The organism is Trabulsiella guamensis ATCC 49490, assembly GCF_000734965.1.
GTDB classification, from domain to species: domain Bacteria; phylum Pseudomonadota; class Gammaproteobacteria; order Enterobacterales; family Enterobacteriaceae; genus Trabulsiella; species Trabulsiella guamensis.
This window is the reverse complement of sequence record NZ_JMTB01000023.1, coordinates 11,053-31,582: the sequence shown is the minus strand read 5'-3', so window position 1 is coordinate 31,582 and position 20,530 is coordinate 11,053. Positions and strand designations below refer to the sequence as shown.

General features: G+C 52.7%; 24 protein-coding genes and 1 other annotated feature. Of the genes, 7 read left to right on the top strand and 17 right to left on the bottom strand.

Annotated features, from left to right (window positions below):
• From GTGU_RS02040 to thrS, 9 genes are all read right to left on the bottom strand, one after another.
• A partial coding sequence (locus GTGU_RS02040; RefSeq protein ID WP_156964007.1) for an iron chelate uptake ABC transporter family permease subunit occupies positions 1 to 220 on the bottom strand: 220 nt, incomplete at its 3' end.
• Between the two features lie 99 nt (positions 221 to 319).
• Entirely contained in the window at positions 320 to 619 is a 300-nt protein-coding gene (gene ihfA / locus GTGU_RS02035; protein WP_006820203.1) for an integration host factor subunit alpha, read from the bottom strand.
• A 4-nt stretch (positions 620 to 623) separates the two neighbouring features.
• Positions 624 to 3,011, bottom strand: coding sequence for a phenylalanine--tRNA ligase subunit beta (gene pheT / locus GTGU_RS02030; RefSeq protein WP_038153872.1), 2,388 nt, complete (start codon positions 3,009 to 3,011; stop codon positions 624 to 626).
• A 15-nt stretch (positions 3,012 to 3,026) separates the two neighbouring features.
• Complete coding sequence (pheS, locus tag GTGU_RS02025) at positions 3,027 to 4,010, bottom strand: phenylalanine--tRNA ligase subunit alpha (protein ID WP_038153870.1); 984 nt, start codon at positions 4,008 to 4,010, stop codon at positions 3,027 to 3,029.
• 60 nt (positions 4,011 to 4,070) lie between these two features.
• Positions 4,071 to 4,195: a sequence feature (Phe leader region), on the bottom strand.
• On the bottom strand, positions 4,146 to 4,190 hold the full coding sequence (gene pheM / locus GTGU_RS25615) for a pheST operon leader peptide PheM (protein ID WP_152525475.1): 45 nt from the start codon (positions 4,188 to 4,190) through the stop codon (positions 4,146 to 4,148). It overlaps the preceding feature by 45 nt.
• A 111-nt stretch (positions 4,196 to 4,306) precedes the next feature.
• Entirely contained in the window at positions 4,307 to 4,663 is a 357-nt protein-coding gene (gene rplT / locus GTGU_RS02020; RefSeq protein ID WP_006820206.1) for a 50S ribosomal protein L20, read from the bottom strand.
• Positions 4,664 to 4,714: 51 nt separating this feature from the next.
• Positions 4,715 to 4,912, bottom strand: a complete 198-nt coding sequence (gene rpmI / locus GTGU_RS02015) for a 50S ribosomal protein L35 (protein ID WP_001124225.1) — start codon at positions 4,910 to 4,912, stop codon at positions 4,715 to 4,717.
• Between the two features lie 95 nt (positions 4,913 to 5,007).
• Positions 5,008 to 5,550: a translation initiation factor IF-3 gene (infC, locus tag GTGU_RS02010; protein WP_072011887.1), complete on the bottom strand. Its 543-nt coding sequence runs from the start codon at positions 5,548 to 5,550 to the stop codon at positions 5,008 to 5,010.
• A 3-nt stretch (positions 5,551 to 5,553) separates the two neighbouring features.
• Positions 5,554 to 7,482: a threonine--tRNA ligase gene (gene thrS, locus GTGU_RS02005; RefSeq protein ID WP_038153865.1), complete on the bottom strand. Its 1,929-nt coding sequence runs from the start codon at positions 7,480 to 7,482 to the stop codon at positions 5,554 to 5,556.
• A 275-nt stretch (positions 7,483 to 7,757) separates the two neighbouring features.
• Here thrS and yniD point away from each other — a divergent pair, with 275 nt between their 5' ends.
• A complete protein-coding gene (yniD, locus tag GTGU_RS25610; protein ID WP_156964005.1) occupies positions 7,758 to 7,865 on the top strand; it encodes a small membrane protein YniD in 108 nt (35 codons plus the stop codon).
• Between the two features lie 32 nt (positions 7,866 to 7,897).
• Here the strand turns inward: yniD and GTGU_RS02000 are convergent, their stop codons facing one another.
• Complete coding sequence (locus tag GTGU_RS02000) at positions 7,898 to 8,656, bottom strand: DUF481 domain-containing protein (RefSeq protein ID WP_038153863.1); 759 nt, start codon at positions 8,654 to 8,656, stop codon at positions 7,898 to 7,900.
• A gap of 302 nt (positions 8,657 to 8,958) precedes the next feature.
• On the opposite strand from GTGU_RS02000, the gene pfkB reads away from it, so the two are divergent.
• The 3 genes from pfkB (at position 8,959) to GTGU_RS01985 (ending at position 11,203) form a co-directional block, all read left to right on the top strand.
• Positions 8,959 to 9,888 (top strand): 6-phosphofructokinase II, encoded by a 930-nt coding sequence (gene pfkB, locus GTGU_RS01995; RefSeq protein ID WP_038153860.1) that lies wholly within the window; start codon positions 8,959 to 8,961, stop codon positions 9,886 to 9,888.
• A 62-nt stretch (positions 9,889 to 9,950) separates the two neighbouring features.
• On the top strand, positions 9,951 to 10,238 hold the full coding sequence (gene ghoS / locus GTGU_RS01990; protein ID WP_038153857.1) for a type V toxin-antitoxin system endoribonuclease antitoxin GhoS: 288 nt from the start codon (positions 9,951 to 9,953) through the stop codon (positions 10,236 to 10,238).
• A 104-nt stretch (positions 10,239 to 10,342) separates the two neighbouring features.
• Positions 10,343 to 11,203 carry a fructosamine kinase family protein gene (locus tag GTGU_RS01985; protein ID WP_038153855.1) on the top strand — a complete coding sequence of 287 codons (861 nt, stop codon included), beginning with the start codon at positions 10,343 to 10,345 and terminating at the stop codon, positions 11,201 to 11,203.
• A gap of 22 nt (positions 11,204 to 11,225) precedes the next feature.
• On the opposite strand, the gene tonB is transcribed toward GTGU_RS01985, so the two are convergent.
• Positions 11,226 to 11,948 (bottom strand): TonB system transport protein TonB, encoded by a 723-nt coding sequence (tonB, locus tag GTGU_RS01980; RefSeq protein ID WP_038153854.1) that lies wholly within the window; start codon positions 11,946 to 11,948, stop codon positions 11,226 to 11,228.
• 223 nt (positions 11,949 to 12,171) lie between these two features.
• Between tonB and GTGU_RS01975 the strand changes: the two genes are divergently transcribed.
• The gene (locus GTGU_RS01975; protein ID WP_038153853.1) at positions 12,172 to 12,468 is read left to right on the top strand and encodes a YciI family protein; all 297 of its coding nucleotides are present in this window, start codon (positions 12,172 to 12,174) and stop codon (positions 12,466 to 12,468) included.
• A gap of 49 nt (positions 12,469 to 12,517) precedes the next feature.
• Here the strand turns inward: GTGU_RS01975 and GTGU_RS01970 are convergent, their stop codons facing one another.
• Positions 12,518 to 12,691 (bottom strand): YciY family protein, encoded by a 174-nt coding sequence (locus GTGU_RS01970; protein ID WP_156964003.1) that lies wholly within the window; start codon positions 12,689 to 12,691, stop codon positions 12,518 to 12,520.
• A 143-nt stretch (positions 12,692 to 12,834) separates the two neighbouring features.
• On the opposite strand from GTGU_RS01970, the gene cls reads away from it, so the two are divergent.
• A complete protein-coding gene (cls, locus tag GTGU_RS01965) occupies positions 12,835 to 14,295 on the top strand; it encodes a cardiolipin synthase (RefSeq protein WP_038153850.1) in 1,461 nt (486 codons plus the stop codon).
• A gap of 35 nt (positions 14,296 to 14,330) precedes the next feature.
• Positions 14,331 to 14,660: an HI1450 family dsDNA-mimic protein gene (locus GTGU_RS01960; RefSeq protein ID WP_038153848.1), complete on the top strand. Its 330-nt coding sequence runs from the start codon at positions 14,331 to 14,333 to the stop codon at positions 14,658 to 14,660.
• Between the two features lie 30 nt (positions 14,661 to 14,690).
• Here GTGU_RS01960 and oppF read toward each other — a convergent pair whose 3' ends face one another.
• From oppF to oppA, 5 genes are all read right to left on the bottom strand, one after another.
• Positions 14,691 to 15,695, bottom strand: a complete 1,005-nt coding sequence (gene oppF, locus GTGU_RS01955; RefSeq protein WP_038153847.1) for a murein tripeptide/oligopeptide ABC transporter ATP-binding protein OppF — start codon at positions 15,693 to 15,695, stop codon at positions 14,691 to 14,693.
• The gene (oppD, locus tag GTGU_RS01950; RefSeq protein ID WP_038153846.1) at positions 15,692 to 16,702 is read right to left on the bottom strand and encodes an ABC transporter ATP-binding protein; all 1,011 of its coding nucleotides are present in this window, start codon (positions 16,700 to 16,702) and stop codon (positions 15,692 to 15,694) included. The genes oppF and oppD overlap by 4 nt, the downstream gene beginning before the upstream one ends.
• Before the next feature lie 11 nt (positions 16,703 to 16,713).
• Complete coding sequence (gene oppC / locus GTGU_RS01945) at positions 16,714 to 17,622, bottom strand: oligopeptide ABC transporter permease OppC (protein WP_038153844.1); 909 nt, start codon at positions 17,620 to 17,622, stop codon at positions 16,714 to 16,716.
• A 14-nt stretch (positions 17,623 to 17,636) separates the two neighbouring features.
• On the bottom strand, positions 17,637 to 18,557 hold the full coding sequence (oppB, locus tag GTGU_RS01940) for an oligopeptide ABC transporter permease OppB (protein ID WP_038153841.1): 921 nt from the start codon (positions 18,555 to 18,557) through the stop codon (positions 17,637 to 17,639).
• 88 nt (positions 18,558 to 18,645) lie between these two features.
• Positions 18,646 to 20,277 (bottom strand): oligopeptide ABC transporter substrate-binding protein OppA, encoded by a 1,632-nt coding sequence (gene oppA / locus GTGU_RS01935; RefSeq protein ID WP_038153839.1) that lies wholly within the window; start codon positions 20,275 to 20,277, stop codon positions 18,646 to 18,648.
• Positions 20,278 to 20,530: the final 253 nt, after the last annotated feature.

Here is a 20,530-nt window from a genome sequence, read left to right as displayed (position 1 = left end):
CGGAAAGTGCCAGCGCCGCACCGACCAGCAATACGGCCAGTGTACGTGGCAGGCGAATCTGCCAGATAAACAATTGCCCTTTCGCGCTGAACCAGTCTGCCGGCGAGATCCACTGCTCGCCCGCGCACAAACTGAGCAGCACCGCGGCCATGAGTATGAGCAGCAGCACGAGAAGCCAGCGTCGGTTTCGTTGTTGTTGAAGTCGAACCCAGGAGAGCATAATTTCCATTAATCAGACTGCAAGGTGTTTGATTTTACGGTGCCTGCCAGTTTCAGAAAAGAAAAAAGGCCGCGAAGCGGCCTTTTTAGTTAGTTCAGATCACTCTGCCTTGGGCGAAGCGTTTTCGACACGGCTCTTTAACTTCTGTCCGGGTCTGAAGGTCACCACACGCCGGGCTGTAATGGGAATATCTTCGCCCGTCTTCGGGTTGCGCCCCGGGCGTTGATTTTTATCACGCAAGTCAAAGTTACCAAAACCGGAGAGTTTCACCTGTTCACCATTTTCCAGAGCACGACGAATCTCTTCGAAAAACAGCTCTACCAGTTCTTTGGCATCCCGCTTGCTAAGCCCAAGCTTATCAAACAGATATTCTGACATTTCAGCTTTTGTAAGCGCCATAGGTTCAATCCCTCAATGATGCCTGGAATCGCTCTTTTAATGCCTCTACACATCTGGCAACGGTAGCGGCAATCTCCTCTTCTTCGAGTGTACGGCTGGTATCCTGAAGGATCAGGCTGATAGCAAGGCTCTTATAACCCTCCGCTACACCCTTACCACGGTACACGTCAAATAAGTTTACGCCAACTACCTGATTTGCGCCAACTTTCTTACACTCGGTGAGAATATCCGCTGCCGCGACGTTTTCAGCGACCACAACAGCGATGTCGCGACGGTTCGCCGGGAAGCGAGAAATCTCCTGAGCCTGAGGCACCATGCGGTCTGCGAGCTTGTTCCACTCCAGTTCGAACACCAGAGTGCGACCGTTCAGATCCAGTTTACGTTCGAGTTCCGGATGAACAACCCCAATGAAACCAATACGTTCGCCTTTCAGATAAATCGCCGCAGATTGCCCCGGATGCAGTGCCGGATTCGTCTCTGCTTTGAACTGAATGTCAGCCACTTTACCTGTCAGATCCAGCACGGATTCGAGATCGCCTTTTACATCATAGAAATCAACGGTCTCTTTTGCCAGGTTCCAGTGCTCTTCATAACGGTTGCCGCAAATCACCCCCGCCAGCATCACATCCTGACGAATGCCAAGGTTTGCCTGGGTATCCGGTACAAAACGCAGGCCGGTTTCGAAGATACGCACGCGGCTCTGCTGGCGGTTCTGGTTGTAGACCACTGTACTCAGCAGACCTGTCCACAGCGACAAACGCATCGCCGACATTTCACTGGAGATGGGACTCGGCAGAATCAGCGTCTCTTCACCCGGATGGAGCAGTTGCTGAATTTTCGGGTCAACGAAGCTGTAGGTGATCACTTCCTGGTAGCCTTTATCGTTCAGTAGCGTTTTCACACGCTTGAGCGACAAATTCGCTTCTTTATGCGTTCCCATGATCAAACCGGCCTGAACCGGCGCATCCGGGATGTTGTTGTAGCCGTAAACACGCGCGACTTCTTCCACCAGATCCTCTTCGATTTCCATATCGAAGCGCCAGCTCGGTGCCACTGCCTGCCACTGGTCCTGACCTTCGGTCACTTCGCAGCCCAGACGACGCAGGATATCGCTGACCTGCGCATCGGCGATGTGATGACCAATAAGACGATCCAGTTTGCTGCGACGCAGCAGGATAGTCGCCGGTTTCGGCAACGTGGATTCATCGGTGACATCAATGACCGGACCCGCTTCACCGCCGCAGATGTCGATCAGCAGACGAGTGGCGCGCTCCATTGCTTTGTACTGTAACGCCGGATCAACGCCACGCTCATAGCGGTGAGACGCGTCGGTGTGCAGACCATGACGACGCGCACGACCAGTGATCGACAGCGGGCTGAAGAACGCACACTCCAGCAGGACGTTCTGCGTGTCGCCGTTTACGCCGGAATGTTCGCCGCCGAAGATGCCGCCCATCGCCAGCGCTTTGCCGTGATCGGCAATCACCAGCGTGTCGGTATCCAGTTTCGCTTCGCTGCCGTCGAGGAGTACCAGCGTTTCGCCCGGCTTCGCCATGCGCACCACGATCCCACCGTCAATGCGGTCATGGTCGAAGGCGTGCATCGGCTGGCCCAGTTCGAGCAGCACATAGTTAGTGACGTCAACCACTGCATCAATGGAACGAATACCGCAGCGACGCAGTTTCTCCTTCATCCACAGCGGCGTTGGCGCTTTAACGTTGATCCCTTTGACGACACGGCCCAGATAACGCGGGCAGGCATCGGTCGCTTCTACGCGGATGGGCAGCGTATCGCTGATAGTTGCCGCGACCGGCACCATTTCCGGCTCGACCAGCGGTTGCTGGTTCAGCACCGCGACGTCACGGGCGACACCAATAATGCCGAGGCAATCGGCACGGTTCGGCGTCACGCTGATTTCGATAGTGGTATCGTTGAGTTTCAGGTATTCACGAATATCGGTGCCAATCGGCGCATCCGCCGGCAGTTCGATAATGCCGCTGTGATCGTCGGAAATCCCCAGTTCGGAGAAGGAGCACAACATTCCTTCAGACGGCTCGCCACGCAGTTTCGCGGCTTTGATTTTGAAATCGCCCGGCAGTACGGCGCCGATGGTCGCTACTGCCACTTTCAGCCCCTGACGGCAGTTCGGCGCGCCACAGACGATGTCCAGCAGACGTTCGCCGCCGACGTTAACTTTTGTCACGCGCAGTTTGTCAGCGTTCGGATGCTGACCGCACTCAACGACTTCACCCACCACAACGCCATTAAATGCGCCCGCGACCGGCTCAACGCCGTCCACTTCCAGACCCGCCATGGTGATCTGGTCAGAGAGCGCGCCGCTGTCGATGGCCGGATTGACCCATTCGCGTAACCACAGTTCACTGAATTTCATTTTTTTATCCTGCCCTTATTTAAACTGTTTGAGGAAACGCAGATCGTTTTCGAAGAATGCACGCAAATCGGTGACACCGTAACGCAACATAGTTAAGCGTTCCATGCCCATCCCAAAGGCGAAACCGGAGTAAACTTCCGGGTCGATGCCCACATTGCGCAGTACGTTCGGATGCACCATGCCGCAGCCCAGTACTTCCAGCCATTTACCGTTTTTGCCCATAACATCAACTTCGGCTGACGGTTCGGTGAACGGGAAATAGGATGGACGGAAACGAATCTGTAAATCTTCTTCAAAGAAGTTGCGCAGGAAATCGTGCAGCGTGCCTTTCAGGTTGGTGAAGCTGATGTTCTTATCGACGATCAGCCCTTCCATCTGATGGAACATCGGAGTATGGGTCTGGTCGTAGTCGTTACGATAAACGCGGCCCGGCGCGATGATACGAATCGGTGGCTGCTGGTGCTCCATGGTGCGAATCTGCACACCGGAGGTCTGGGTACGCAGCAGGCGCTTTGCATCAAACCAGAAGGTGTCGTGGTCAGCTCGGGCCGGATGGTGACCAGGAATGTTCAGCGCATCGAAGTTGTGGTAATCGTCTTCGATTTCCGGGCCAGTCGCGACGGTAAAACCAAGTTCGCCGAAGAAACTTTCAATACGGTCAATGGTGCGGGTGACGGGATGCAGGCCACCGTTTTCAATACGACGACCCGGCAGTGAAACGTCGATGGTTTCAGCCGCCAGACGGGCATTCAGCGCAGCGCCTTCCAGATCCGCTTTGCGCGCGTTCAACGCCTGCTGAACCTGTTCTTTCGCTTCGTTGATGACCGCACCTGCCGCCGGACGTTCTTCAGGCGGCAGATCGCGCAGGGTTGTCATCTGGAGGGTCAGATGCCCTTTTTTGCCCAGATATTCGACGCGTACATTATCTAACGCGGCAACATCTGAAGCCTGATTAATGGCTGCCTTCGCACTGGCAACCAGCTCTGCGAGATGTGACATGGGTTTCCTCGTTGTGTCGGTGCAGACACCGTCTATGGTAATTATTTCGCTCTATCCAAAAGCAAAAAAGCCTCCATGATGGAGGCTTTCTGGCGCTGTTTTTCGTTTCTTCTTTCACGCGCTAGCCCCCTGGATTCAGGTGCTAAAGTAAAAAAAGAAGCGGAAAAGAGCAGCATTCATGCTTGCGTTACCTTAAGGGTAATGGGGTAAACCTATTGAAAAATCTTACCAGGCAAATGTCAATGGCCAGGCCGTTGAAATGAAAAGAGGGAGACAAGCCCCCTCTTTCAACTGGCTTAAGCCAGTGCTGATTTCGCTTTTTCAACCAGGGCAGTGAATGCCACTTTGTCGAATACAGCGATGTCAGCCAGGATCTTACGGTCAATTTCAACAGAGGCTTTTTTCAGGCCATTGATGAATTTGCTGTAAGAAATACCGTTCTGACGTGCTGCTGCGTTGATACGCGCAATCCACAATTGACGGAACTGACGCTTTTTCTGACGACGGTCACGATAAGCGTACTGACCAGCTTTGATAACAGCCTGGAAGGCAACGCGGTAAACGCGTGAACGCGCACCATAGTAGCCTTTAGCTTGTTTCAAAATTTTCTTGTGACGTGCACGTGCAATTACACCACGTTTTACGCGAGCCATGATGCTCTCCTGTCTCTATTCAAGTTAAAAAAGTTAATAAACGTTAACGGCTTATGCGTACGGCAGGCACGCGATGACCAGACCCAGATCGCCTTTGGAAACCATGGCTTTCGGGCGCAGGTGACGTTTACGCTTGGTTGCTTTTTTGGTCAGAATATGACGCAGGTTAGCGTGCTTGTGCTTAAAACCACCTTTACCGGTTTTTTTGAAGCGCTTAGCAGCACCGCGTACGGTCTTAATTTTTGGCATTTTAATAACTTCCACTTCGCATTGTTAATAAACGAAACCCAGGCGAACAAAAGCTGTGGGGCCCGGAAGCCTCACAGCCGTTGCTACTTGAAGGCCTACTGTTTCTTCTTAGGAGCGAGCACCATGATCATCTGACGGCCTTCGATCTTCGTTGGGAAGGATTCGACCACTGCCAGTTCTGTCAGATCGTCTTTCACGCGATTAAGCACTTCCATACCGATCTGCTGGTGCGCCATCTCACGACCGCGGAAACGCAGTGTGATTTTGGCTTTATCACCCTCTTCCAGAAAGCGAATCAGGCTGCGGAGTTTTACCTGATAGTCGCCTTCATCTGTACCAGGACGGAATTTAATTTCCTTAACCTGGATAACTTTTTGCTTTTTCTTCTGTTCCTTAGAAGACTTACTCTTTTCATAAAGGAACTTGCCGTAGTCCATGATACGACAAACTGGCGGTTCGGCGTTAGGGCTGATTTCGACTAAATCTACTCCAGCTTCTTCAGCCTTTTCGATTGCTTCTCTCAGACTCACAATCCCCAGTTGCTCACCTTCCAGACCTGTTAAGCGAACTTCCTGGGCGCGAATCTCGCCATTAATACGATTCGGACGTGCCGTTTGAACTCGTTTTCCGCCTTTAATACCTTATTCCTCCAGTTGTTGAAGACTGCGGCTGCGAATCTCTTGTTGCAGCTTCTCAATCACTTCCTCTACGCCCATGACGCCAAGGTCTTTACCGCGGCGGGTGCGAACGGCCACTTTGCCAGCTTCCACCTCTTTATCACCACAGACCAGCATATACGGGACACGACGTAAAGTGTGCTCGCGGATTTTAAAGCCAATCTTCTCATTTCTCAAGTCTGCTTTTACCCGAATGCCCGCATTTTGCAGTTTACGGGTCAATTCGTTAACGTAATCAGACTGTGAATCGGTAATGTTCATGACCACGACCTGCACTGGCGCAAGCCAGGTTGGGAAGAAGCCAGCGAATTCTTCGGTCAGAATGCCGATGAAGCGTTCAATCGACCCAAGAATCGCACGGTGAATCATTACCGGGACCTGACGCTCGTTGTTTTCGCCAACATAAGAGGCGCTCAGACGAGACGGCAGAGAGAAGTCCAGCTGTACAGTACCGCACTGCCATGCACGATCGAGGCAGTCATACAGGGTAAATTCAATTTTCGGACCGTAGAACGCGCCCTCACCCAGTTGATACTCAAACGGGATGTTGTTTTCTTCGAGCGCGACGGCTAAGTCCGCCTCAGCACGATCCCACATTTCATCGCTGCCGATACGTTTTTCGGGGCGAGTGGAAAGCTTGACGACGATCTTGTCGAAGCCAAAGGTGCTGTACATATCGTAGACCATACGAATACAGGCGTTCACTTCATCGCGGATCTGATCTTCAGTACAGAAGATGTGCGCGTCATCCTGCGTGAAGCCACGGACACGCATCAGACCGTGCAGCGCGCCTGAGGGTTCATTACGGTGGCAGCTACCGAACTCCGCCATACGCAGCGGCAGATCACGGTAGGACTTCAGACCCTGATTGAAGATCTGAACGTGCCCCGGGCAGTTCATCGGTTTGATGCAGTATTCACGGTTCTCAGACGAGGTGGTGAACATCGCGTCTTTGTAATTGTCCCAGTGGCCGGTTTTTTCCCACAGCACACGGTCCATCATGAACGGGCCTTTGACTTCCTGATACTGGTACTCTTTCAGTTTGGTGCGTACAAACGTTTCCAGTTCACGGAAGATGGTCCAGCCGTCGTTGTGCCAGAATACCATGCCCGGCGCTTCTTCCTGCATATGATACAGGTCGAGTTGCTTACCGATTTTACGGTGGTCGCGCTTCGCAGCTTCTTCCAGACGTTGCAGATACGCATTCAGCGCTTTTTTATCTGCCCACGCGGTGCCGTAAATACGCTGCAGCATTTTGTTGTCGCTGTCGCCACGCCAGTAAGCGCCTGCGGTTTTCATCAGTTTGAAGTGATGGCAGAAACGCATGTTTGGTACGTGCGGGCCGCGGCACATGTCGATATATTCTTCATGATGATATAAGCCAGGCTGATCATCATGGGCAATATTTTCGTCAAGAATAGAGACTTTATAGGGTTCGTTGCGCTTCACAAACGTTTCACGCGCTTCGTGCCAGCTAACTTTCTTCTTGATGACGTCGTAGTTTTTCTCGGCGAGCTCATGCATACGTTTTTCGAGTGCGTCGAGATCTTCCTGGGTCAGTGTTCGGTCAATATCCACATCGTAATAAAAACCGTTGTCCACTACCGGACCAATCGCCATTTTGGTGTTAGGCCACAGTTGCTTAATGGCATGACCAAGCAGATGCGCGCAGGAGTGACGAATGATCTCCAGACCGTCATCGTCTTTCGCGGTGATGATCGCCAGTTGCGCATCGGTGTCGATGAGATCGGAGGCATCAACCAGGTCGCCATTAACACGACCCGCGATGCAGGCTTTCGCCAGACCCGGTCCGATATCAAGAGCAACATCCATTGGGCTTACTGCGTGGTCGTAATGGCGTTGGCTGCCATCAGGAAGAGTAATTACAGGCATGATATATCCTTATTTGCAGTGGTGCCCCACACGAAAGAGCACATACAAAATAATATGATGAACATTACCAAAAGGGGGTGGATTGATTCCCGCTTCACTCTGCGAAATATGAGAAATGACGTTTATCGCGTCACGCCTCCTACATCCGTCTTTTGATAAAACCAGCCCCTAGTCTACACATGATTTCTATGGGATAAAACCCTGATTCAGGTTCATCTCTCATTGATGTTGTCTGCGATACGCTATTTTAAAGGAAACAACTGCGAGGGGAGCCGATGTCAACAAAACGATTTGCCAGCAAACACTGGAAAATGGTGGTGGTGCTGATAGCCATTTGCGGCGCCATGCTTCTGCTGCGCTGGGCCGCAATGATCTGGGGATAAGCAGTAATCAGGCCGGGATCCGGCCCGATATATTACATTCTGTATCCCAGGGATACCGTGGTACGGCGATCAGTATGACTTGGCGCGGTTGATGGCGGCTCGGAATTCCAACTCAGGTTATAAGCGACCTTCAGACCGAAGTGATCGTTTATTGCCACGTTGAGCGCGGTTTCAGAGTTGACCGTCGTGTCATCTGCACCAAAAACGGAAACACCCTGTGTGAATTTGGTGGTATCCGTCATCTGCCAGGCGTACGTGCCAGACGCATAGCCCAACGGCTGGGTTTCAGTGTCGCCGTCAGTATACTCGTCGTAACGCACACCAGGACCAAATTCAAAACGCAGGCTGTGAACCGGGCCATTCATAAACTGACGACCATAACCTGCAGTCAGAACATCGCGTTCGTGATAGCCGTTATAACGGTCAGTCAACCAGCTCGCCTGGCCAAACAGGTAATCTGTATCGGTCATGTTGTAGCGCGAACGGCCGCCTACCGCATATTTCTCAGAAGAGCGTTCATCATTGGACGAGGTATTACTCGCATTGCCCCATAATGACCATGCGGTGGATTCGCCATACCAGGTCATTGTGGAATCTGCAGTCAGGGAAGAACTTTTGGTATTGCCAGACTGCGCGAGATAACCGCCGTTGACGTTACCTTCAAAAGGTTTCTTTGCAGTAGAAGGGTCATCCATGACAGTAAATACGGTATCATCTGCTGTCGCGTGCACCGACGCAAACAAGCCCCCCGCCAGCAAGGCTGCCACGGGTACTGTCTTTAAAAGCTTCATTTATTAGAGTCCGTACAACAAAAAAAGAGACCAATACGGTCCCGGAAACTTTCATGAGGATCAACGCAGGAAGTTCCAGAGAAAGGTAAGAAATTATAAAAAGACCCGAATAACATAGCAATGACTTCTTATTTCATTTTTTGAATAAGAACGATCTCAAAACTCTTTTTATTTCATAATGATAAAAACCTCCTTTTGAGTTTAAATACTTGTAAATCAGGCTGTTGTTTCTTCCTTTCCTGGATATTCAGTGCCAGGCTTAAAAAGATTTTACTTATGGGACATTTCAGGAGGTAATAATAATGGCGAATATTTATACACTCACCCTGGCCCCTTCCCTTGATTGCGCTACGCTAACGCCGCAGATATACCCCGAAGGAAAACTCCGCTGCACCGTGCCGGTATTCGAACCAGGTGGCGGCGGGATTAACGTCGCGCGGGCAATTACGTTCCTGGGTGGCAAAGCCACCGCCATCTTTCCGGCCGGGGGCGCGACAGGCGAACACCTGGTCTCTTTGCTCGCCGATGAACATGTTCCGGTTGATGCCGTCAATGCTCACGACTGGACGCGGCAGAACCTGCATGTGCATGTGGAATCCAGTGGCGAACAGTATCGCTTTGTGATGCCCGGCGCCTCATTAAATGACGATGAGTTTCGTCAGCTTGAAGAAAAAGTGCTGCAAATAGAGAAAGGTGCCATTCTGGTGATCAGCGGCAGTCTGCCGCCTGGCGTTAAAACTGAACGACTGGTGCAGTTAATCAACGCCGCCCGGCATAACGGCATCCGTTGTGTGGTAGACAGCTCCGGCGATGCCCTCGTCGCGGCACTGGAAATCGGTGGGATTGAACTGGTGAAACCAAATCAGAAAGAACTCAGCGCACTGGTGAAGCGCGAACTGACGCAGCCTGACGACGTTCGCAAGGCAGCACAGGAGATAGTGCAATCCGGAAAAGCCTTACGGGTTATCGTCTCGCTGGGGCCGCAGGGTGCGCTTGGCGTTGACGCCAGCAGCTGTGTACAAGTAGTACCGCCGCCAGTAAAAAGCCAGAGTACCGTTGGCGCTGGCGACAGCATGGTGGGCGCCATGACGCTGAAACTTGCCGAAAATGCCAGCCTGCAAGACATGGTCCGCTTCGGCGTCGCCGCCGGCAGCGCCGCCACGATTAATCAGGGCACGCGTCTGTGCTCGCTGGAGAATACCCGCAAAATTTATGATTATCTCTGTCAGTAATGCGGTCAGCCCGGCACTTTGGACTATGCTGGATAAATCCATGAATTACAAAGAGGTGGCCCGTGAGTGGAGAAATTACCCGTTACGTAGTGACGTTCAGCTTTAAAGAGGACGCGCTAACCCAGATCAACGAGCTTAATAATCACCTGTCGCGCGGCGGCTTTTTACTGACGCTGACTGATGACGACGGTAAAGTTCATGATCTTGGCACCAATACCTTTGGTTTTATCAGTCCGCTCAGCGAAGAAGAAGTCCGCGAACTCGCTGCCGGGCTTGCTGAAGCCGCGCTCAATCGCAAACCCGATATCGACATCACGACGTTCGAAGCATGGCAGGAAGGCACAAAATAATAACATTTGCCGCTTAAAAGTACTCAGTTGTGCGTTAGTTCGAGTTTTTTCACCGCATTTATGCGCTAACCTTCTGAAATGGCAGAAAACATGGGAGAAGCATCATGTGGCAAGCTATCAGTGGCCTGTTAAGCGAGCAATTTGGAAGCGGCGACATTGAGTTGCGTAATGAATTACCCGGAGGAGAAATCCACGCTGCATGGCATCTGCGTTATCGTGGCAAGGACTTTTTCGTCAAGTGCGATGAGCGGGAGCTTTTGCCTATTTTCACGGCCGAAGCCGATCAACTGGAGCTGCTGTCACGCAGCAAAACCGTGCGTGTCCCGGAAGTGTATGCCGTCGGCAGTGATCGCGACTACAGCTTTCTGGTGATGGAGTTTCTCCCTCCCCGGCCGCTCGACGCCCATAGCGCATTTCTGCTGGGTCAACAGCTTGCCCATCTCCACGAATGGAGCGATCAGCCGCAGTTTGGTCTCGACTTCGACAACGATCTCTCAACAACCCCGCAGCCCAACGCCTGGCAACGCCGCTGGTCAACGTTCTTTGCTGAACAGCGGATTGGCTGGCAATTAGAGCTGGCGGCGGAAAAAGGGATGGCGTTTGGCAATATCGATGCGATTGTCGGTCATATTCAGCAGCGTCTGAGCAACCACCAGCCACAGCCTTCACTGCTGCACGGTGATCTCTGGTCCGGCAACTGCGCGCTGGGGCCAGACGGGCCGTATATTTTCGATCCGGCCTGCTACTGGGGCGACAGAGAGTGTGATCTGGCGATGTTGCCGTTGCACCCCGATCAACCGCCGCAGATTTATGATGGTTATCAGTCGGTCTCACCGCTGCCCGGTGGCTTCCTTGATCGCCAGCCGGTTTATCAGCTTTATACCTTACTGAACAGAGCGATTCTGTTTGGCGGGGAACATCTGGTGACGGCGCAGAAAGCGCTGGAGCGGGTACTGGCAGCCTGAGCCGCAGGCTCAGGCCCACCGGTTAGTTCATTGAAACGCCTTTGAGGCGGAATTCGATGTTCATGATAAGCCCGGTACCGGGCTTGCCACTCTCATAGCGCCATTTTCGCATGGCGCTTTTCACTTCACGTTCAAACATATTGCTCGGTTGCGCGGAGAGAATTTCAACGTTGTCCACGCGGCCATCGGCTGTAACATCAAAGCGGACGCGCACTTTACCTTCGATACGCAGGGCCTGCGCGCGTGCCGGATAACCTGGCTGGTTGCGACTCAACGCACGAGGGCCGCTGGGGGCGCTCACCATCGGCTTGCTGGTGGTGGCTGGCGCCGTACTGGTCACCGGACGTGAAGGCGTGTCGTTCTCAAACGGCGATACCGGGCGCGGCTCTACGGGTTTCACTTCCCGTTTCGGTTGCTCGACCTTTTTCTCCGGTTTGGGTTTCGGCTTTGGCTTAGGTTTCGGTTCAGGTTTATGGATCACCACCGGCGCCTCTTTTGGCGGCTCGGGGACTGGCTCCGGTTCTGGTTCCGGCTCAACGACCGGCTGCGGCGGTGGCTGAACAGCCTGCGGCGGCTCCAGGTCGGCGGGGGTCACCATGGTGACGGTAATCGGCTGACCCGGCGCTGGCAGTTCAATAACCTGATGATGTACCGAGGTATAAAGCAATCCCGCCACCACTGCGCCGTGGATAGCCACAGAGAGCAGAGTTGGCCACGGAAAGCGGCGAGGCATATCAAGGGTCATTGAAGTCATAATCGTGTCAGTTGAAAAATGAAGTCCCGATTTTAAATGCAAATAGCAATCATATTCAATAACCCGGCTTATTCTGAATCAATTTTTGCCCGTCTCTGCCCAAAAATTGGGCATATCCGCCAGACTATCTCACAGGCTCCACATCTTTACATTGCAGTCGACAGCACTTTCACTTACCGTAAATCTCAAATTTCATCAGGAAGGAGTTCTGCCCGTGCTTTACGTGATTTACGCCGAAGATGTCGCTGACTCACTCGAAAAACGCTTATCCGTCCGCCCTGCTCACCTCGCCCGCCTACAACTCCTGCAGGATGAAGGCCGACTGTTGACCGCAGGACCACTCCCTGCCGTGGACAGCAATGATCCTGGCGCCGCGGGTTTTACTGGCTCCATTATTATTGCTGAATTTGAATCGCTGGAAACGGCTAAGTCCTGGGCGAACGATGACCCGTACGTCGCAGCCGGTGTTTACGGCAACGTTGCGGTTAAACCATACAAAAAAACCTTTTAACCCGCCGTCAGAATAACGATGGGCACCGCAAGCGGTGCCCTTTTTGTGCTCAGATGTCGTACAAGGCAAAGACCAGTGCCTGGCGTTGCCGCTTGACGAGACATTTTCTGATGGAGTGGATGCGCATATTGCGACGCGACTGTGCTTCCAGCCAGCGGGCTTTACGGCGATTCGCCTGCCTAAGCATGCGCCAGCGCCCCACTTCCGTTCTGCTATGCTTCATTTCTACAGCTCTCAGAATGAAAGAGCCTTTATTATATCCGCTCCCCCCTGACTGACCAGCGGTTTTACCGCGCATTTTATTTGCCAGATCAGTGCTTATGCGTAAACTCTTAACATCTGGCATACAAAAGGATTTTTATCGTTATGACAACCTTCTACACCGTGGTGAGTTGGCTGGTGGTTCTGGGATACTGGTTGCTCATTGCCGGTGTGACATTACGTATTCTGATGAAGCGACGCGCAGTACCGTCTGCGATGGCATGGTTGCTGATTATTTATATCCTCCCCCTCGTCGGGATCATTGCCTATCTGTCGGTCGGAGAATTGCATTTAGGCAAACGCCGGGCCGAACGTGCGAGGGCGATGTGGCCCTCTACAGCAAAATGGCTGCATGATCTTAAAGCCTTTAATCATATCTTCGCCGAGGAAAACAGTCCGGTGGCGTCATCACTGTTTAAACTGTGTGAGCGCCGTCAGGGCATCGCCGGGGTGAAAGGTAATCAATTGCAGTTGATGACCGAAACGGATGATGTGATGCAGGCGCTGATCCGCGATATTCAGCTCGCCCGCCATAATATTGAGATTGTCTTTTATATCTGGCAGCCCGGTGGAATGGCTGATCAGGTGGCGGAGTCGCTGATGGCGGCTGCCCGTCGTGGCGTCCACTGCCGACTGATGCTGGATTCCGCCGGCAGCGTCGCGTTTTTCCGTAGCCCATGGGCAACGATGATGCGAAACGCCGGTATTGAAGTGGTCGAGGCGCTCAAAGTGAATTTGATGCGTGTCTTCCTGCGGCGTATGGATCTGCGTCAGCATCGCAAAATGGTGCTCATTGATAACTATATTGCTTACACCGGCAGTATGAATATGGTTGATCCGCGCTTCTTTAAACAGGATGCCGGCGTGGGCCAGTGGATCGATCTGATGGCGCGTATGGAGGGCCCGGTTGCCACGGCGATGGGCATTATTTACTCCTGCGACTGGGAAATCGAAACCGGTAAACGCATTCTCCCGCCGCCGCCAGACGCCAATATCATGCCGTTCGAAGCCGCCAGTGGACACACCATTCACACTATCGCCTCGGGTCCGGGGTTTCCGGAAGACCTGATCCACCAGGCGTTATTGACGGCAGCGTATTCAGCACGTGAATATCTGATAATGACAACGCCTTACTTCGTCCCCAGCGACGATCTGCTGCATGCCATCTGTACCGCCGCTCAGCGTGGAGTGGACGTCAGCATTATTCTGCCCCTGAAAAACGATTCGATGCTGGTGGGTTGGGCGAGCCGGGCCTTTTTCTCCGAGCTGCTGGCCGCCGGTGTCAAAATTTACCAGTTTGAAGGCGGGTTGCTGCATACCAAGAGCGTGCTGGTCGATGGCGAATTAAGTCTGGTCGGCACCGTGAATCTCGATATGCGCAGCCTGTGGCTGAACTTTGAAATTACGCTGGCAATTGACGACGTTGGTTTCGGCGGTGATCTGGCAGCCGTGCAGGACGATTATATCTCCCGCTCTCGCCTGCTCGACGCCAGTGAATGGATAAAACGACCACTCTGGCAACGAATGGCCGAGCGACTGTTTTACTTCTTCAGCCCGTTGCTGTAAAACGTGCCCATCAGATGTTTTAACTGGGTGCCATCATGGATATGGATTTAAACAATCGCCTGACCGAAGACGAAACGCTTGAGCAGGCTTACGATATATTTCTCGAACTGGCGGTCGATAACCTCGACCCGGCAGATATCATTCTGTTTAATTTACAGTTTGAGGAGCGTGGCGGCGCGGAACTGTTCGACCCTTCAGAAGACTGGCAGGAGCATGTCGATTTCGACCTCGATCCAGATTTCTTCGCCGAAGTGGTCATTGGCCTGGCGGAGACTGACGGCGGTGAACTCAATGATATTTTCGCCCGCATACTGCTGTGTCGCGAAAAAGATCATAAATTCTGCCATATCCTGTGGCGTGAGTAATAAAAAGGCCGACTGATGTCGGCCTTTTTATTATAACGGGTCTACCTTCAGACAGGAGACCGCATGGCGGAAACTCCCTTCCAGCACTGGTCGTGTTTTGGCGCACTCCGGTCCGGCAATCGGGCAGCGCGTCCGGAACACGCACCCTGAAGGCGGGTTAATCGGCGACGGAAGTTCCCCTTCCAACAACTGGATCTCTTTTGCTTTCTCCAGATCGGGGTCAGGAATCGGCACCGCGGACATTAGCGCCCGGGTGTAGGGATGCAGCGGGTTGTGATACACCTCATCGTATGTGCCAAGCTCGACGGCATGACCCAGATACATCACCAGCACGCGATCAGAGATATGCTTCACCACCGCCAGATCGTGGGCAATGAAGATCAGCGAAAGCCCCATCTCACGCTGCAGCTGTTGCAGCAGGTTAACCACCTGCGCCTGAATCGACACATCCAGTGCGGAAACGGGCTCATCACAAATAATCAGTTTCGGCTCAAGGATCAGCGCCCGGGCGATACCGATACGCTGACACTGCCCGCCAGAGAACTCATGCGGATAGCGGTTAATCAGGTTCGGCAGCAGGCCCACTTTCATCATCATCGCTTTGACGCGATCGCGAACTTCCTGACGCGGCATTTTCGGATGATAGGTACGCAGCGGCTCAGCGATAATTTCCCCGATGGTCATTCGCGGATTCAGCGAGGCCAGCGGATCCTGGAAAATCATCTGGATGTCGCTGCGTACGTCGCGCCATTCGTCCGGTTTCATGCCCAGCAAGTCTTTGCCCAGCCACGCCACCTTACCGTCAGTCGCTTTTACCAGACCGATGATCGCACGCGCAAAAGTCGATTTTCCGCACCCCGACTCGCCTACCACGCCCAGCGTTTCCCCTTCGTACAGACGCAGGGTGACGCCATCCACGGCTTTCAGCGTTTTCGCAGGCTGCCAGAACCATTGTTTGCCATCCTTGATGTCAAAATGCACTTTCAGGTCGGCAATTTCGAGCAACACTTTACGATTTTCAATTACGGCGTTCATAGCAGGTCTCCCACCGGTTTAAAGCAGGCGCGTAAACGTCCTGGCGCGAACTCCTCCAGCGGCGGAGCACTGTGGCAGATATCCATCGCGTGCGGGCAGCGCGGCTGGAACGGACAACCTTTCGGCAGGCGCAACAGGTTCGGCGGATTGCCCGGGATCGTCAGCAGCGACTCGCCTTCCGCATCCAGACGCGGTACAGCATTCAGCAGACCAATAGAATACGGATGCGCAGGATGGTAGAACACATCGCGCGCCTGACCGTATTCCATAGTGCGCCCGGCATACATCACCAGCACTTTGTCACAGATACCGGCAACGACGCCGAGATCGTGGGTAATCATGATAATGGCAGTATTAAACTCACGCTTGAGTTCATTCAGCAGCGTCATGATTTGCGCCTGTACAGTCACATCGAGCGCGGTGGTCGGTTCATCCGCAATCAGCAATTTCGGACGGCACATCAACGCCATCGCAATCATCACACGCTGGCGCATACCACCGGAAAACTCATGTGGGAACATGCGCATGCGCTTACGCGCTTCCGGCATTTTGACCGCATCCAGCATCTTGACCGACTCTTCAAACGCTTCCGCTTTACCCATATTTTTGTGCAGCATCAGCACTTCCATTAGCTGTTCGCCAACGCGCATATAGGGGTTCAGGGAGGTCATCGGATCCTGGAAAATCATTGAGATTTGCTCTGCGCGCAGCTTGTTCAATTCGCGCTCGGGCAGGTTCAGAATTTGCCGTCCATTAAATGTCGCGGAGCCGCCGATGGTGCCGTTCTGTGCCAGCAGCCCCATCAGCGCAAAGGCAGTCTGGGATTTACCGGAGCCGGATTCACCCACAATGCCCAGCGTCTCACCTGCTTTCAGGCTGAAGTTAAGATCATTGACCGCCGTGACGTCGCCGTCCGGCGTTTTAAACGTCACGCGTAAATCTTTCACCTCCAGCAGCAGCGATGACTGTTGCTGCTGCGGGGTTTTTACCATGTCAATCGTACTCATGGCCGTGCTCCTTAGCGATCTTTCGGATCGAGGGCATCACGCAGGCCATCGCCGATAAAGTTAAAACAGAACAGGGTAACCACCAGGAAACCTGCCGGGAACAGCAGCAGCCACGGAGAAACTTCCATGGAGTTGGCGCCATCACTCAGTAATGCCCCCCAACTGCTGAGCGGCTCCTGCGTACCCAGGCCAAGGAAGCTCAGGAATGATTCAAACAGGATCATGCTTGGAACCAGCAGCGATGCGTACACCACCACCACGCCCAGCACGTTCGGCACGATATGACGCACGACGATGCTGGCGGTCGACACACCGCCGACCTGCGCCGCTTCGATAAATTCTTTGCGCTTCAGGCTTAGCGTCTGGCCACGAACGATACGCGCCATATCCAGCCAGGAAACCATCCCGATAGCAACGAAGATCAGCAGGATGTTTTGCCCAAAAAAGGTCACCAGCAGAATCACAAAGAACATGAACGGGAAGGAGTTGAGAATTTCCAGCACGCGCATCATGAAGGAGTCGATTTTGCCGCCGAGATAACCGGACAGCGACCCATACAGGGTGCCAACAATCACCGCCACCAGTGCCGCGGCAATCCCCACCATCAGCGAAATACGCCCACCAATCGCCACACGCACCAGCAGGTCACGACCGGAGGAGTCGGTACCGAAATAGTGCCCGGATTCGCTATCCGGCGCGTTGGACATCATGCCCCAGTCAGTATCGAAATAAGTAAACTGTGACAGCATCGGTGCCAGGGTGACAAAAAGCGCAATCAGGATCAGTACAACCAGGCTCGCGACAGCCGCACGGTTATGGACAAAGCGTCGACGAGCATCCTGCCACAGGCTGCGCCCTTCAACGTCCAGTTTTTCACTGAAGTGTTCCAGCGCCTCGCTGTTTTTCTTACTTAGCATCATGGCGTACTCCAGTATCAGTAACGGATCTTCGGATCGATGACGGCATACAGCACATCAACTATCGCGTTGAACAGGATCGTCAGTGCGCCGACCAGAATCGTGAGGCTCAGCACCAGCGAGTAGTCACGGTTAAGCGCACCGTTAACGAACAGTTGGCCGATGCCCGGCAAACCATAGATAGTTTCGATGACCATCGAACCGGTGATAATACCGACGAAGGCAGGCCCCATATAGGAGAGCACGGGCAGCAGTGCGGGTTTCAGCGCGTGGCGGAAGATGATCCGGCGCATCGGCAACCCTTTGGCGCGCGCAGTACGAATAAAGTTAGAGTGCAGTACTTCAATCATCGAGCCACGGGTGATACGCGCAATACTGGCGATATACGCGAGTGACAGCGCCACCATGGGCAGGATCATAAATTTCAGTGCCCCACCGTTCCAGCCGCCACCGGGTAACCAGTGCAGCGTGATCGCGAAAACCATCACCAGTAGCGGTGCGACGACAAAGCTCGGGATAACCACCCCGGTCATCGCAAAACCCATGACGGTATAATCCCATGCGGTGTTTTGCCTGAGCGCGGCAATTACCCCTGCGGTAACGCCAACGATCACCGCGAGTAAAAAGGCTGCCATCCCAAGCTTTGCAGAAACCGGGAAACTGGCTGCAACCAGATCGTTGACCGAGTAATCCTTATATTTAAATGACGGACCGAAATCGCCGTGCGCCAGCTGTTTCAGATAACTGAAATACTGGGTAGGGATCGGATCGTTGAGATGATATTTCGCCTCAATGTTGGCCATGACTTCTGGCGGCAACGTACGTTCACCGGTGAATGGACTTCCCGGCGCGAGACGCATCATGAAAAAGGAAATAGTAATAAGAACAAAGAGTGTCGGAATTGCTTCCAGACAGCGACGAAATATAAATTTTAACATTGCCCGTACCTTCTGGCGTGTGCCTTTGCACTGCTCTCAAATAAGACACAGTGGAGCGAGGAAAAATCCCTCGCTCCACGCATTGCCATTAATGCTTGATAATATACAGGTTCTTGACGTGGATATTATCCATCGGATCTTTACCGGTATAACCACCAACCCACGGTTTCACGAGGCGGGCGTTAACGTAGTAATAGACCGGGGCAATTGCTGAATCTTTATCCAGCTGCATTTCTGCTTTGTCGTACAGCGCAGTACGCTGCGCTTCATCGGTCACTTTCAGCGCATCTGCCAGGATAGAATCAAAGGCTTCGCTCTTATAATGCGCGGTATTGTTGGAGCTGTTTGACAGCAGCATGTTCAGGAAGGATGTCGGTTCGTTGTAATCCGCACACCAGGCCGCACGCGCCACATCGAAGTTACCCTGATGACGGGTGTCAAGGAAGGTTTTCCACTCCTGGTTTTCCAGCTTCACATTGACGCCAAGGTTTTTCTTCCAGATGGACGCCACGGCGATAGCCAGTTTTTTATGCAGATCCGAGGTATTGTAGAGCAGATTAAAGGTCAGCGGCTTGTCCGCTGTATAACCTGCTTCGGCCAGCAGTTTTTTCGCTTCTGCGTTGCGTTTTTCCTGAGACCATTTAAACCATTCCGGCTCTGTCAGTTTCGCACCATCGGTGTACGGTGGGGTGAAACCGAAGGCAGGCAGGTCGCCCTGATTTTTTACTTTATTGACGATGATGTCGCGATCGAGACCCAGTTTCAGTGCGGTACGGACGCGCACATCAGTAAACGGAGCTTTCTGGTTGTTAATTTCGTAATAATAAGTGCAGAGATAGGGATCAACATGCACTTCATTCGGAATCTCTTTTTTCAGTTTCTGGAATAACTCGATCGGCATGTTGTTATAGGTCATGTCGATTTCGCCACTGCGATAACGGTTAACGTCAGTAACTTCAGAGGAAATTGGCAGATATGTTACCTGGTTAATCACCGTTTTGGCGTTATCCCAGTAATTCGGGTTACGTTCCAGAACAATACGTTCGTTGACTACCCACTCTTTCAGTTTATAGGCGCCATTGGAAATGATATTCGCCGGCTGGGTCCACTTCTCACCATATTTTTCAATCGCCGCTTTAGGTACTGGCGTCATGGAGGAGTGAACAAGCAGTTTGTAGAAATAAGGAACGGGCTCAGATAAGGTCACTTCCAGCGTATGGTCGTCAACGGCTTTCACGCCGAGATCGGTCGCCGGTTTTTTCCCGGCAATAATGTCATCAATATTAGCGATATGACCATACTGCAAATAGCTTTCATAAGGTGATGCGGTTTTCGGATCAGCCAGGCGCTGCCAGCTGTAAACGAAATCCTGCGCCGTGACCGGCGAACCGTCTGACCATTTTGCGTCTTTACGCAGATGGAATGTCCAGACTTTAAAATCTTTGTTATCCCATGATTCCGCCACACCCGGCACTGGCTGGCCATCAACGCCAGTTTCCACTAAACCTTCGAACAGATCGCGGTTAATGTTGGATTCCGGTACCCCTTCAATTTTGTGCGCATCAAGGGACTGCACTTCCGTACCGTTATTACGCACCAGCGTTTGCTTTTCTGCCAACTGAACACCCGCAGGCACATCGGCAGCCATTGCCGCATTGCCAGCGATTAGCGCAGTGAAGACACCTGCTGCAATTAGACTTTTTTTTGTAATGATGGACATTGTGTTGTGACTCCTCTCTTTATAATTGCTGGATTGCCAGCTTGTATGTTCCCGTTCGGGTTCCTGTACAGCGCAGGAGCTTTAGCAACTGCCAGGTCGTTTTCTACTGCTTGCTATCACCGACTTTTTCATTACGGTCGCTCGGACGGCCACCTTACGTCGATTCGTTATACGCCCCCCCTGTCGGGACGCGTCTGGTCTTTTTATTCGTAACGAGCGGTTATATGAAAACCGTTCTCATTTACGTGCAATT

What these genes read in the sequence shown, in the direction of transcription:
- ihfA (WP_006820203.1), bottom strand. Translation starts at nt 619, where the DNA reads ATGGCGCTTACAAAAGCTGAAATGTCAGAATATCTGTTTGATAAGCTT.
- pheT (WP_038153872.1), bottom strand. Translation starts at nt 3,011, where the DNA reads ATGAAATTCAGTGAACTGTGGTTACGCGAATGGGTCAATCCGGCCATC.
- pheS (WP_038153870.1), bottom strand. Translation starts at nt 4,010, where the DNA reads ATGTCACATCTCGCAGAGCTGGTTGCCAGTGCGAAGGCAGCCATTAAT.
- rplT (WP_006820206.1), bottom strand. Translation starts at nt 4,663, where the DNA reads ATGGCTCGCGTAAAACGTGGTGTAATTGCACGTGCACGTCACAAGAAA.
- rpmI (WP_001124225.1), bottom strand. Translation starts at nt 4,912, where the DNA reads ATGCCAAAAATTAAGACCGTACGCGGTGCTGCTAAGCGCTTCAAAAAA.
- thrS (WP_038153865.1), bottom strand. Translation starts at nt 7,482, where the DNA reads ATGCCTGTAATTACTCTTCCTGATGGCAGCCAACGCCATTACGACCAC.
- yniD (WP_156964005.1), top strand. Translation starts at nt 7,758, where the DNA reads ATGTCAACAAAACGATTTGCCAGCAAACACTGGAAAATGGTGGTGGTG.
- GTGU_RS02000 (WP_038153863.1), bottom strand. Translation starts at nt 8,656, where the DNA reads ATGAAGCTTTTAAAGACAGTACCCGTGGCAGCCTTGCTGGCGGGGGGC.
- pfkB (WP_038153860.1), top strand. Translation starts at nt 8,959, where the DNA reads ATGGCGAATATTTATACACTCACCCTGGCCCCTTCCCTTGATTGCGCT.
- GTGU_RS01985 (WP_038153855.1), top strand. Translation starts at nt 10,343, where the DNA reads ATGTGGCAAGCTATCAGTGGCCTGTTAAGCGAGCAATTTGGAAGCGGC.
- tonB (WP_038153854.1), bottom strand. Translation starts at nt 11,948, where the DNA reads ATGACCCTTGATATGCCTCGCCGCTTTCCGTGGCCAACTCTGCTCTCT.
- GTGU_RS01970 (WP_156964003.1), bottom strand. Translation starts at nt 12,691, where the DNA reads ATGAAGCATAGCAGAACGGAAGTGGGGCGCTGGCGCATGCTTAGGCAG.
- cls (WP_038153850.1), top strand. Translation starts at nt 12,835, where the DNA reads ATGACAACCTTCTACACCGTGGTGAGTTGGCTGGTGGTTCTGGGATAC.
- GTGU_RS01960 (WP_038153848.1), top strand. Translation starts at nt 14,331, where the DNA reads ATGGATATGGATTTAAACAATCGCCTGACCGAAGACGAAACGCTTGAG.
- oppF (WP_038153847.1), bottom strand. Translation starts at nt 15,695, where the DNA reads ATGAACGCCGTAATTGAAAATCGTAAAGTGTTGCTCGAAATTGCCGAC.
- oppD (WP_038153846.1), bottom strand. Translation starts at nt 16,702, where the DNA reads ATGAGTACGATTGACATGGTAAAAACCCCGCAGCAGCAACAGTCATCG.
- oppC (WP_038153844.1), bottom strand. Translation starts at nt 17,622, where the DNA reads ATGATGCTAAGTAAGAAAAACAGCGAGGCGCTGGAACACTTCAGTGAA.
- oppB (WP_038153841.1), bottom strand. Translation starts at nt 18,557, where the DNA reads ATGTTAAAATTTATATTTCGTCGCTGTCTGGAAGCAATTCCGACACTC.
- oppA (WP_038153839.1), bottom strand. Translation starts at nt 20,277, where the DNA reads ATGTCCATCATTACAAAAAAAAGTCTAATTGCAGCAGGTGTCTTCACT.